General features: G+C 71.2%; 9 protein-coding genes. 3 read left to right on the forward strand and 6 right to left on the reverse strand.

The window, feature by feature from the left end:
* From nrfD to FGE12_RS15865, 5 genes are all read right to left on the reverse strand, one after another.
* On the reverse strand, nt 1-1,170 hold the full coding sequence (nrfD, locus tag FGE12_RS15845) for an NrfD/PsrC family molybdoenzyme membrane anchor subunit (protein WP_153867303.1): 1,170 nt from the start codon (nt 1,168-1,170) through the stop codon (nt 1-3).
* 5 nt (nt 1,171-1,175) lie between these two features.
* Nucleotides 1,176-2,006, reverse strand: coding sequence for a 4Fe-4S dicluster domain-containing protein (locus FGE12_RS15850; RefSeq protein ID WP_153867304.1), 831 nt, complete (start codon nt 2,004-2,006; stop codon nt 1,176-1,178).
* A 7-nt stretch (nt 2,007-2,013) separates the two neighbouring features.
* Nucleotides 2,014-5,265: a formate dehydrogenase gene (gene fdh, locus FGE12_RS15855; RefSeq protein WP_153867305.1), complete on the reverse strand. Its 3,252-nt coding sequence runs from the start codon at nt 5,263-5,265 to the stop codon at nt 2,014-2,016.
* A gap of 210 nt (nt 5,266-5,475) precedes the next feature.
* Nucleotides 5,476-6,000, reverse strand: a complete 525-nt coding sequence (locus FGE12_RS15860; RefSeq protein ID WP_153867306.1) for a carboxymuconolactone decarboxylase family protein — start codon at nt 5,998-6,000, stop codon at nt 5,476-5,478.
* Between the two features lie 6 nt (nt 6,001-6,006).
* Nucleotides 6,007-6,561, reverse strand: a complete 555-nt coding sequence (locus FGE12_RS15865; RefSeq protein WP_153867307.1) for a peroxiredoxin — start codon at nt 6,559-6,561, stop codon at nt 6,007-6,009.
* A 307-nt stretch (nt 6,562-6,868) separates the two neighbouring features.
* Here FGE12_RS15865 and FGE12_RS15870 point away from each other — a divergent pair, with 307 nt between their 5' ends.
* Together FGE12_RS15870 and FGE12_RS15875 are read left to right on the forward strand one after the other, a co-directional pair.
* Nucleotides 6,869-8,503, forward strand: a complete 1,635-nt coding sequence (locus tag FGE12_RS15870) for a sigma 54-interacting transcriptional regulator (RefSeq protein ID WP_153867308.1) — start codon at nt 6,869-6,871, stop codon at nt 8,501-8,503.
* Nucleotides 8,504-8,670: 167 nt separating this feature from the next.
* Nucleotides 8,671-9,978 (forward strand): pre-peptidase C-terminal domain-containing protein, encoded by a 1,308-nt coding sequence (locus tag FGE12_RS15875; RefSeq protein ID WP_153867309.1) that lies wholly within the window; start codon nt 8,671-8,673, stop codon nt 9,976-9,978.
* A gap of 19 nt (nt 9,979-9,997) precedes the next feature.
* Here the strand turns inward: FGE12_RS15875 and FGE12_RS15880 are convergent, their stop codons facing one another.
* Entirely contained in the window at nt 9,998-11,125 is a 1,128-nt protein-coding gene (locus tag FGE12_RS15880; RefSeq protein WP_228530814.1) for an AI-2E family transporter, read from the reverse strand.
* A 118-nt stretch (nt 11,126-11,243) separates the two neighbouring features.
* Here FGE12_RS15880 and FGE12_RS15885 point away from each other — a divergent pair, with 118 nt between their 5' ends.
* Complete coding sequence (locus FGE12_RS15885; protein ID WP_153867310.1) at nt 11,244-11,663, forward strand: DoxX family protein; 420 nt, start codon at nt 11,244-11,246, stop codon at nt 11,661-11,663.
* The last annotated feature ends 59 nt before the right edge of the window (nt 11,664-11,722 follow it).

Consider the following 11,722-nt stretch of genomic DNA (forward strand, 5'->3'; position numbering starts at 1 on the left):
TCAGCGCACGACGGGGAGGGGGAAGCGGTCGGGGCGCAGGTCCGGGCGCGGGCCCACCTGGCCCTGGACCTCGGCGGCGCCCAGGCCCTCGCGCTGGGCGCGGAAGGTGGCCTGCGGGTCTCTCGCGCTCGCCTTGCCCGCGTAGAAGATGCCGTAGCGCATCCCGAGCGAGCCGAGCTGCGTGAGCACGCTCGCGGCAACGCGCTTCGCACGTGTGCGGCCGGGCAGCAGCGAGAGCGCGAGCCCCGCCGCGGTGCACGCCTTCGCCGCGCGCCACAGCGCTCCGCCCACGCCCGCATGCAGGTGCTTGGACACGGACTCGGAGCGAGCGGCCTCGCGCTCCACCGCGTACGTCGCCGCGAGCGCTGCCGCGCTCCCCACGGTGCCGTAGAGGTGCAGCGCGCGCCCCTCCGCGCGCGTGCCCGGCAGCAGCGAGAGCAGCGACGCGGCGCTCGCCACGCCTGCGCTCATGAAGAGCAGGGGCAGGCCGAAGCGGGTGCCCTGCCACACCGGCACCGCGGTGTTCGCGAGCAGCACCGCGGTGTAGCCCGCGAGCGGCAGGCCGAGCACCCCTCCCACCACGCTCGCCGCGTCGCCGCTGCGGCCGAGGACGCCGCCCTCGAAGCCGCTCGTCACGGCGGCGAGCCCGTTGGCCGCGCCCGACACCGAGAGCACCCAGGAGCCCATGCTCATGGGCGAGCTGGGGCGAAAGACGCGCATCATGTTGAGGAAGCGCTCGGGCCGCCCGAGGTCCGTGATGAGCAGCACCGCGCTCACGGCGTCTCCCACCGCGCCCGTCCAGCGGGTGCGCGCGCGGAGCCGGCGGAAGCGGCGGCCCCCCGCCAGCTCCGCCGAGACGCCGAGCACGCTCGCGGCGCCCGCGAGCCCGCCCACGTGGAAGTAGAGCGGGATGGTCCAGATCCACACCGTCTCCTTGATGACCGGCAGCCCGTAGTAGCTGGGGTGCAGCGGGTCCGCCGTCTCCGCGCGAGAGGCGATCGCGTGCTCCGTCTTGCGCCGCTCGCGCCGCGGCTCGGGGGCCCCGCGCACGCGCTGCTGCGCGCCCTCGCCCTCGAGCAGCCCCAGCGCGGGCTCGATGTTGCGCCCGTCTCCCGTGCGCTCCATGCGCTCGAGCAGCGTGCTCTTCCCTTGCTCCGAGTCCTCGCGCATGTCCCTCACCGCCCCGCCCCGCGCCCGAAGAGCACCGCGCCCAGCGCGAGCGCCACCATGCCCAGGGAGCCCCAGCCCACCTGGCGCCAGGCCTGGTGCCCCTTCACGGTGGGCACGACGGGGTCGGGCGGCAGGTTGTAGACCTCGGGCTTGTCCACCAGCAGGAAGAAGGCGTTGAGGCCGCCGGTGCCCGGCTGGCTCTCGGCGTCCGCGCCGTAGAGGTACGCGTCGCTCACGCCCAGCTCGTGCAGGCGCTCGAGCCGCACCTTCGCGCGCTCCTTGAGCTCGTCCAGGTCCCCGAACTGGATGGACTCGGTGGGGCAGTGCTTCGCGCACGCGGGCGTCATGTCGTCGCCGAGGCGGTCGTAGCAGAGGGTGCACTTCCAGGCCCGGCCGTCGTCCTCGCGCCGCTCCACCACGCCGAAGGGGCAGGCCGTGACGCAGTAGCCGCAGCCGTTGCACACGTCCGGCTGGATGTAGACCGAGTCGAACTCGGTGCGGATGATGGCGCCGGTGGGGCAGGCCTCGAGGCAGCCCGCGCGCTGGCAGTGCTTGCACACGTCGCTCGCCATCAGCCAGCTGAAGGAGGCGGGCAGGGCGGTGTTCACGCCCGGGGTGGGCACGGGGCGCTGCGGCCCGCTGTCTGCCGAGCGCTCCACGAACGCCACGTGGCGCCAGGTGCTCGCGCCCAGGTGTCCCGTGTTGTCGTAGGACATCCCGGTGAAGTTGAAGCCGTCATCGGGGAGCTGGTTCCACTGCTTGCACGCGACCTCGCAGGCCTTGCAGCCGATGCAGAGCGTGGTGTCGGTGAAGAAGCCCTTCTGACCTTGACCCATGGCGTGGCTACTCCCGTGGCTCCTGCTGCGGCTGCGCTGCGGCGTGGGCCGCGCCCCGGTCCGGGATGCGGGTGTGGGCGGGCAGCTCCGGAGCGCGCTCCCAGCTGAAGGCTTTGCTTGCGCGGCTGCGCCGGCCGGCGGTGATGTTGCCGGTGAAGGCCTTGGACTCCTGGATGGTGACGTTGGGGTCCGCGACGTACACGGTGAGATCGTTGGTGCTGTCGCCCTGCACGCGCCCCACCGCGCCCCAGTGGTAGGGCAGGCCAATCTGGTGCACCCACTGGCCGCGGATGCGCAGCGGGCGCATCCGCTCGGTGACGAGCACGCGCGCTTCGATCTCCGCGCGCGCGGTGGCGATGGTGGCCCAGCCGCCATTCACCAGGCCGCGCTCCTTCGCGAGCTCGGGGGACACCTCGCAGAACATCTCGGGCTGCAGCTCGCTCAGCCAGCTGAGCCAGCGGCTCATGCCGCCCGCCGTGTGGTGCTCGGTGAGCCGGTAGGTGGTGAGCAGGTAGGGGTAGCGCGGGTCGCCCCAGGCGAGGTGGTAGGGGTTGTCCCTGCGGCGCCACTCGCGGCGCGCCGGGTTGCACTGCTGGCGCGGGTAGAGCGCGTTGGGGACCACGGACTCCTGCGGCTCGTAGTGCGTGGGCAGGGGCCCGTCGAGGATGCCCGAGGGCGCGAAGAGCCAGCCCTTGCCGTCCGCCTGCATCAGGAAGGGGTCGATGCCCGAGAGGCTCGCGGTGCCCGTGGCGCCCTTCGGCGGGCGGTAGGAGGGCGGGCGGTCCTTGATGAAGTCGGGCACGTCGTGGCCCGTCCACTGGGCCTTCTCGGCGTCCCACCACACGTACGCCTTGCGCGCGCTCCAGGGCCGGCCCTCGGGGTCCGCGGAGGCGCGGTTGTAGAGCAGGCGGCGGTTGGCGGGCCACGCCCAGCCCCACTCGGGGGCGACCCAGCTCTGCTCCTGGCCAGGCTTGCGGCGCGCGGGCTGGTTCACCCCGTCCGCGTAGCAGCCCGAGTAGATCCAGCAGCCGCACGCGGTGGAGCCGTCGTCCTTCAGCTGCGCGAAGCCGGGCACGGGCTTTCCGTCGTGCACGGTGTAGCCGTTGATCTCCTTCAGCACGGCCTCCGCGTCCGGCTCCCCGCGCGGGCCGTGCATGGGGTAGTCCCACTTCAGGTCCAGCAGCGGGCGGTCCTTCGGGTCGGTGGAGCCCGCGTACAGGCGCTTGAGGCGGCGGCCGAGGTGGAACATGAAGTGCAGCTCGCTGCGCGCATCGCCCGGCGCCTCCACCGCCTTCTCGCGCCACTGCAGCAGGCGCTGGGTGTTGGTGAAGGTGCCCTCCTTCTCGGTGTGCGCGGCGGCCGGGAAGACGAAGACCTCGGTCTGGATGTCCTCGGCGCGCACCTCGCCGCGCTCGTGCTCGGGGCTGCGGCGCCAGAACTCCGCCGTCTCGATGAGCGTCAGGTCGCGCACCACCAGCCACTCGAGCTTGCGCAACCCCTTGCGCTCGAGCGTGCCCTGGAAGGAGCCCACCGTGGGGTTCTCGCCCATCACGAAGTAGCCCTTCACCTTGCCGTCCGCCATGTCCGTGACCGTGGTCATGTGCGAGTGGTCGCCGGTGAGGCGCGGCAGGTAGTTGAAGCGGTAGTCGTTCTCCGGCTGCGCGGCGTCGCCGAAGTACGCCTTGAGCAGCGAGACCATGTACTTGGGCAGCTCGCTCCACCACCCGGTCGCGCTCTGGTGCGCGTGGAGGTAGGCCTTGAGCGTGTCCGGCTGCCCCGCGCTGGGCATGGAGAGGTAGCCGGGCAGGATGTTGTAGAGCGTGGGGATGTCGCTCGAGCCCTGGATGGAGGCGTGGCCGCGCATCGCGAAGATGCCGCCGCCGGGCCGCCCGATGTTGCCGAGCAGCAGCTGCAGGATGGCCGCGGTGCGGATGTACTGCACGCCGATGGAGTGCTGAGTCCAGCCCACCGCGTAGACGAAGGCGCTGGTGCGCTCGCGGCCGGAGTTCTGGCACAGGGCCTCGGCCACCTCGAGGAACTGCGCCTCGGGGACGCCGCAGATCTCCTCCACGATGGCGGGCGTGTAGCGCGCGTAGTGCTTGCGCAGCAGCTGGTACACGCAGCGCGGGTGCTGCAGCGTCTCGTCGCGCAGGTGCTCGGTGGCCAGGGTGCGCTTCGTGTCGTCCGCGCCCGCGCCCTGCTCGGCGAAGAGCTGCTTCTGGCCGGCCGCCGGCACCGTGCCCTCGAGCCCCTCGTACTGCCAGCTGCGGATGTCGTACTTGCCCTCGCCGTGGAAGCCGCTGAAGAGCCCCTCCAGGTCCTCCGTGTCACGGAAGTCCTCGCGGATGACGCTGGCCGCGTTGGTGTAGCTCACCACGTAGTCGCGGAAGACCTTGTCGTTCTCCAGCACGTAGCGCACGAGCCCGCCGAGGAAGGCCACGTCCGTGCCTGCGCGGATGGGAACGAAGGAGTCCGCCATCGCGCTGGTGCGGGTGAAGCGCGGGTCCACGTGGATGACCTTCGCGCCCCGCGCCTTCGCCTCCATCACCCACTGGAACCCCACCGGATGGCACTCGGCCATGTTGGAGCCCTGGATGACGATGCAGTCCGCGTTCTGCAGGTCCTGCTGGAAGTCGGTGGCGCCGCCTCTACCGAAGGAGATGCCCAGACCGGGCACCGTGGAGCTGTGTCATATGCGCGCCTGGTTCTCGACCTGGACGACGCCCAGCGCGGTGAACAGCTTCTTGATGAGGTAGTTCTCCTCGTTGTCCAGCGTCGCGCCGCCCAGGTGCGCGAGGCCCAGCGTGCGGCGCACGGACTCGCCCGAGGGGGAGTTCTCCTCCCACGTCTCGTCGCGCACGCGCTTCACGCGCTCGGCCACCATGTCCATGGCGCGCTCCAGCGGGAGCGTCTCCCACTCGAGCCCGCCGGGCCGCCGGTAGAGCACCTGCTGCAGGCGGTGCGTGCCGGTGACGAGCTGGAAGCTCGCTGCGCCCTTGGGGCAGAGCCGGCCGCGCGAGATGGGGCTGTCCGGGTCACCCTCGATGTCGAGGATCTTCTCGTCCTTCACGTACACGCGCTGCCCGCAGCCCACCGCGCAGTAGGGGCAGATGGACTTCGCAACCCGGTCGGCGCGCCGCGTGCGCGGGTGCAGCGCGTGGGTGCGGGCGCTCTTCGCGCTCTCGCCGAGCCCTGCGGGGTCGCGGTCGCGCAGCTGCCGCACCACGGGCCAGCGCGACAACAGATCCTTGAGCTTCATGCGGGGCTCCTCCCGAGACGGCCTCCCGGGAGGATTGGGACTGCGGGACCGGGGGGCAGGAGGGGGGAGCACGGTTGCCTGGTGGGAGACCAGGCTCCCTCACCCCGACCCTCTCCCAGGGGGAGAGGGAGGACGCGGGACAAAAAAAGAGCGCCCCCGTCCTCGAGAGGAGCGGGGGCGCCCAGGTGAAGCTTCAGCAGACGCTCGGGGCTACGACTCGAGCCCCACCGCTGCGGCGTGGATGACCGACGCGATTCGCACCGCGTCGTGCACCTGGTCCTCGGTCAGGCCGCCGTCGATGACGACCTTCTCGTGGCTCTGCACGCACATCTCGCAGCCGTTGATGGCGCTGACCGCGAGGCAGACCAGCTCGAAGTCCACCTTGTTGGTCTGCACCTGCGCCATGCGGTTCATCCGCAGGCCGGGCCGCTTGGTGGAGTAGCTCTCCTTCCCCACCATGTGGCGGAACCGGTAGTAGATGTTGTTCATCCCCATGAGGGACGCGGCAGCGCGCGCGTCCTCGAGGACCGGCTCGGCATTGGGCAGCGCCTTCTTCGCCTCCTCGAGGATCGCCTCCTTCAGGCGCTCGTTGCGGGCGGCGTAGGCGCACGCGACCGCCACGCCCCAGCGCTGCTCGGGCGTGAGGCTGTTGCTCTCGATGACGCTGGAGAGGTTGAGCCGCGTGTCCTTGTGGGCGTCCGCGAGCGAGCCGCGGATCTCTTCGAGCGAGGCCATGGTTCCTTACCCCGCCTTCGCGAGCTTCTGGGTGAGGGTCTCCTGACCCTTCTCCCAGTTGCAGGGGCAGAGCTCGTCGGTCTGGAGCGCGTCCAGGGTGCGCACGGTCTCGGAGATGTTGCGGCCCGCGCTCAGGTCGTTCACGGTCACGTGGCGGATGATGTTGTCCGGGTCCACGATGAAGGTGGCGCGCAGCGCGACGCCCTCCTCCTTGTGCAGCACGCCCATGGCGCTGGAGATCTCGCGCTTGATGTCCGCGAGCATCGGGAAGGGGAGGTTCTTCAGGTCCGCGTGGTGGGTGCGCCACGCGTGGTGCACGAACTCAGAGTCGGTGGACACGCCGAGGACCTGCGCGTCGCGGTCCTGGAAGTCCTTGTTCTTGCGGCCGAACTCCGCGATCTCGGTCGGGCAGATGAAGGTGAAGTCCTTCGGCCAGAAGAAGATGACCTTCCACTTGCCCTTGTAGTCCTTGTCCGTGATGTCCTGGAACTCCTTGCCCTTCTCCATGGACACGACGGCCTTGACCTTGAACTCGGGGATCTTGTCGCCAACGGTAAGCATCTGGATGTGCTCCTTGGGGGGTTGAGGCCGGCCCCTTTCCACGTGTCTGGGACCAGTCCGGGTTGAGTGGCTTCTTGTCAGCACCCACCGGTCAGTGCCACCGGGAAGTGCGGCTTGTGTTGAGGACTGCGACTGCAGACGGCAACGGAGGTTCACTTAAGCAGCAGCCATGCCACATGGGCCGCTGCCGTGATTCCAGGGGCTTATGAAACCGGCTCCCTGGGGTGCCGCCGACGTCTCGGTAGATAACGAAATGTCGGTGTGAGGCGCCACTGCAATCTCGGTGTTTCCACGCTAGAGAAGACGCATGGCGGACGACAAGGTTGCGCAGGTTTCTGCTCAGGGCTCCCAGGTCGCGAGGGTGCCCAACGCGCTGGCTCCGGACGTGCGGGACCTGACCGAGCTGGCGAGCAGCGAGCCCACGGTGGGGGAGCTGCTGCGGCGGGGGCTCGAGTGGCTGGGGCGCGTGGCGCGCTTCGACCTGGCCACGCTGTTCCTCCTCAAGGACGGCCGGCTGGTGGCCACCGCGGCGCGCGGCCCCCTGGCCAGCGCCCAGGTGCGCGAGCACGCCTTGAGCCTGCAGGACTTCCCCAGTCTGCGCGACGCGCTGGAGAGCCGCCGCGCGCGCGCCTTCACGGAAGAGGACCACGCGCACGGGGATGGCGATCCCTTCGACGGCGTGCTGGACCTGCCGCCGGGCCACGCGTGCATGGTGGTGCCCTTGTGCGCGGGGGAGCGCTGCTACGGCGTGCTCACCCTGGACCGCGCCGAGTGCGAGGCCTACCCGCAGAGCGTGGTGGACCTGGTGGAGGTGTACGGCCAGATGCTCGCCACGGCGCTGCAGGCGGCCGAGCAGCGCGCGGCCTTCGAGCGGCTGCACCAGCAGGACCACGACCACGCGAAGCTGCTCGAGGCGCAGCTGGGCGGCGAGAGCGAGGGCGTGCTGGAGACCAGCCGCAGCCCCGCGATGCGCGAGCTCGCGCGGCGCGCGCGCCAGGTGGCCGAGACGGACACGCCGGTGCTGCTGCTGGGCGAGACGGGCACGGGCAAGGAGCGGCTCGCGCGCGCCATCCACCGCTGGAGCGCGCGCGCGGACCACCCCTTCGTGACGCTCAACTGCGCGGCGATTCCCGCGGGGCTGCTGGAGAGCGAGCTGTTCGGCCACGTGAAGGGGGCCTTCACCGGCGCCACGCGCGACCGAGCCGGGCGCTTCCAGATGGCGCACGGGGGCACGCTGCTGCTGGATGAAGTGGGCGAGCTGCCGGTGGAGCTGCAGGCGAAGCTCCTGCGCGCGCTGCAGGAGAAGAGCTTCGAGCCGGTGGGCTCGGACCGCACGGTGCGCGCGGACGTGCGCATCCTCGCGGCGACCCACGTGGACCTGCAGCAGGCGATTGCCCAGCGGCGCTTCCGCGAGGACCTCTTCTACCGGCTCAGCGTCTTCCCGCTGCGCCTGCCGCCCCTGCGCGAGCGGCGCGAGGACCTGCCGCTGCTGTGCAGCTTCCTGCTCGAGGAGCAGGCGATGCGCACGGGGAGGCGCGGGATGCGCGTCACGCGCGACGGCCTGCAGCGGCTCGCCGCCTACGACTGGCCGGGCAATATCCGCGAGCTCGCGAACGCGCTGGAGCGCGCCACCATCCTCGCCACCCGCAGGGAGCTGGGTGCGGACGCCTTCGACCTGCCCACGCGCGAGGCCGGGGAGGAGGGCGAGGAGGAGCTGGAGGAGATGCAGGCGAGCGTGGCGCTTCCGCTCGAGCGCGGCCGGGTGCCCACGCTCGCCGCCGTGCAGCGCGAGCACATCCTGCGCGTGCTCGCGCTCACCCGGGGCCGGGTCTACGGGGAGGGCGGGGCGGCGGCGCTGCTCGGCCTCAAGCCCAGCACCCTGCAGAGTCGGATGAAGAAGCTGGGCATCGAGCGCGCGCCCGCCTTCAGCGCGACGGAGTAGCGCACAAGATCGAACGTTTCGACCCGTCCGTGACGGCAGGGGTGTGGGTGTCCGGAGGATAACGCCGGGCCGCGGAGAGCACCTGGGCGCCCCATCCGGGGCGGGGTGCAGACCGCACGTCGCACCCCTAGCGCCCGCGCCCTCCCGGGCGGGCAAGGCCGGTCACCATGAATCTGCAGCCCCGTTACGTCCTGCCCCTCCTGCTCGCCCTCGCCGCCTGCGGAGGCCCCGAAGACTTCGACGCTCCCGCCGACGCCGTGGGCCAGAGCGAGGCCGCGCTCACCACCACGCGCGTGCGCCTGATGGCCGCGAACATCTCGAGCGGCAACCTGCAGAGCTACGACCCCGGCGAGGGCATCCGCATCTTCCAGGGCGTGAAGCCGGACGTGGTGATGATCCAGGAGTTCAACTACGGGGACAACTCGGCCACCGCCATCCGCGGCTTCGTCAATACGGCCTTCGGCACCGGCTTCTCGTACTTCCGCGAGGCGGGCGCGCAGATCCCCAACGGCGTCATCAGCCGCTGGCCCATCCTCGCCGCGGGCGAGTGGGACGACACCGCCGTCACCAACCGCGACTTCGCCTGGGCGCGCATCGACGTGCCGGGCCCCAAGGACCTCTGGGTGGTGAGCGTGCACCTGCTCACGGCGGACGCCGCGACCCGCAACGGCGAGGCCCAGCAGCTGGTGAACCTCATCAAGGCGAACATCCCCACGGGCGACTACCTGGCCATCGCCGGTGACTTCAACACCGACTCGCGCTCGGAGGCCTGCCTCACCACCTTCTCGCAGGTGGTGAGCACCGCGAGCCCCTATCCGGCGGACCGCAACGGCAACACCAACACGAACGCCGCGCGCGCCAAGCCCTACGATCACGTGCTGGTGGACGCGGACCTCAAGGCCTACCAGACGGCCACCGTCATCGGCGCGAGCAGCTTCTCAGGCGGCCTCGTCGCCGACACGCGCGTGTACTCGCCCATCAGTGAGATTACGCCCGCGCGCTCTACCGACAGCGGCGCGACCAACATGCAGCACATGGCCGTGGTGAAGGACTTCCTCATCCCGAGCGACACCACGACGACGCCTCCGCCCACGGGCTCCACCGCCATCACCGCGGAGAGCGAGGACAACGGCACCGCGGCGAGCGCGGACGGGCGCGTGGGCAACGGCGTGGCGGTGAGCGGCGCGGTGGGCTCCAGCACGGACGCGGACTGGTTCAGCTTCGACGCCAAGGCGGGCGGCAGCGTCACCGTGAGCCTGAGCATCAGCGGCACCGCGGACCTGGACTGGTACCTCTACCCGGCCTCCAACACCTCCAGCTATCTCGCGCGCGGCTACACCGCGAACAACCCCGAGACCGGCAGCGCCACGCTGCCCTCCGCCGGCACCTACCTGGTGAAGGTGGTGGGCTACTCGGGGGCCACCGGGAGCTACTCGCTCAAGGTAACGGCCTCCACCACGGTCATCGACCCGTAGCGGCGCGCGCCCGCGGACCCTACCCCTGGTGGGGCAGGGTCTGCGTGGCCGGCGGCGGCAAGGGCACGGCGCCCGGGGGCGGCGGCTTCGCCCGGCCCACCGCGCGCTGGCGCATGCGGAACAGCGCGAGGAAGAAGGACACGATGAGGGGCCCGATGAGCAGGCCCACCGTGCCGAACACCGCGAGCCCGCCGAGCAGGGCGAAGAACACCACCGCGCCGTGCATCTCCATGCCCTTCTTCGCGAGCACCGGCTTGAGCAGGTTGTCCACCAGGCCCACCACCGTCACGCCCCAGATGGCCAGGAACAGCGCCATCCACGTCTTGCCCAGCGCGAGCAGGATGAGCGCGGCGAAGAGGCAGACGCCGGCCGCCCCGATGGCCGGGATGAAGGCGACGAAGAAGGTCATCACCGCGAAGAAGACGGGGTAGGGGACGCGGGCGATGAAGTAGCCGATGAGCGCCGCCACCGCCTGCACGCCGCTGGTGGCGATGGTGCTCACCATCACCGAGACGCTCACCTTGCGAAACTCCTCCAAGAGCTCCGTCACCTGGCCGGGGAGCAGCGGAGACACGTCCTCGAGCCAGCCCACCAGCGCGCGCCCGTCCACGAGGAAGAAGAAGAAGGCGATGAGCATCATCGTCGCCTGCACCGCGAAGGAGCCCGTGGCCGCCACCGCGCTCGTCACGGCCGCTGCCGCGCGCCCACTCTGGCTCTGGGCGCGCTTCTGGATCTCCTCGTCCAGCTGCCCCTCCTCCACCGGGATGCGGTCCAGCGCCTTGCGGGCGAGCTTCTGGGCGCTGGGCGGCAGCCGGTCCACCAGCCCCGTCACGCCCTCGCTGCGCACCGTCTGGCTCACGTACTTCACGCCGGTGGAGATCTCGGAGACCACGAAGGTGGCGATGCCCGCGATGGGCCCCACCAGCACCAGGATGATCCCGATGCACATCAGCGCCGCGGACACGTTCTTGCGCCCGCGCAGCTTGCGGGTGAGCCAGGTCTGCACGGGCCGCAGGGCGCCGGCCAGCACCGCCGCGAGGAAGAAGGCGCTGGCGAAGGGCTGGATGATCAGCGCGAGCAGCACCAGCGCGATGATGAGGAGCACTGCGAGCGCGCGCTGCGCCGTCTGCGGGTTCTGGGTGGCCATAGGTATTTCACGATAGGGGCGGAAGGCCGGAAGGGAAGGCCGCTCGTTCGCCCCCGCGGCCACTGGTGCACGCTTCCCTGGCCCCCAGGCGCGCGGGGGCGCTAAGAGTGGGGCCCTCATGCCCGCTCTCGACGCCCCCCACCTCCCCCTCTGGTTCGCCCAGGCGCTCACCGCCGCCTTCTTCGCGGTGCTCTTCCTCCAGTCGGGCCTGGACAAGTTCTTCGACTGGAAGGGGAACCTGGGCTGGCTCACCGGGCACTTCGCCAAGAGCCCCCTGCGCGCCGTGGTGCCGCTGATGCTCGCGGTGGTCACGCTGCTCGAGGTGGGGGCGGGGGCCCTGAGCGCGGTGGGCTTCGTGCAGTTGCTCGCCTCGGGCGAGGGGCGCGTGGCGCTGTTCGGGGTCGCGCTCGCGGGGGTCGCGCTGCTCAGCCTCTTCTTCGGCCAGCGGCTCGCGAAGGACTACGCGGGGGCGGGCGCGCTGGTGCCCTACTTCCTGATGGTGCTCGCGGGGCTGTGGCTGCTGCGCGGCGGGGCGTGAGCCCCCCGCTCCACCCGTGACGGGGGGGCGGGGCGGTCATCGTCCCGGGGGCCGCGGTC

Source organism: Aggregicoccus sp. 17bor-14, from assembly GCF_009659535.1.
Lineage (GTDB): Bacteria > Myxococcota > Myxococcia > Myxococcales > Myxococcaceae > Aggregicoccus.

Coding starts and splice junctions, on each gene's coding strand:
- FGE12_RS15880 (WP_228530814.1), bottom strand. CDS start 11,125: ATGGCCACCCAGAACCCGCAGACGGCGCAGCGCGCGCTCGCAGTGCTC.
- FGE12_RS15885 (WP_153867310.1), top strand. CDS start 11,244: ATGCCCGCTCTCGACGCCCCCCACCTCCCCCTCTGGTTCGCCCAGGCG.
- FGE12_RS15865 (WP_153867307.1), bottom strand. CDS start 6,561: ATGCTTACCGTTGGCGACAAGATCCCCGAGTTCAAGGTCAAGGCCGTC.
- FGE12_RS15875 (WP_153867309.1), top strand. CDS start 8,671: ATGAATCTGCAGCCCCGTTACGTCCTGCCCCTCCTGCTCGCCCTCGCC.
- FGE12_RS15860 (WP_153867306.1), bottom strand. CDS start 6,000: ATGGCCTCGCTCGAAGAGATCCGCGGCTCGCTCGCGGACGCCCACAAG.
- nrfD (WP_153867303.1), bottom strand. CDS start 1,170: ATGCGCGAGGACTCGGAGCAAGGGAAGAGCACGCTGCTCGAGCGCATG.
- FGE12_RS15850 (WP_153867304.1), bottom strand. CDS start 2,006: ATGGGTCAAGGTCAGAAGGGCTTCTTCACCGACACCACGCTCTGCATC.
- FGE12_RS15870 (WP_153867308.1), top strand. CDS start 6,869: ATGGCGGACGACAAGGTTGCGCAGGTTTCTGCTCAGGGCTCCCAGGTC.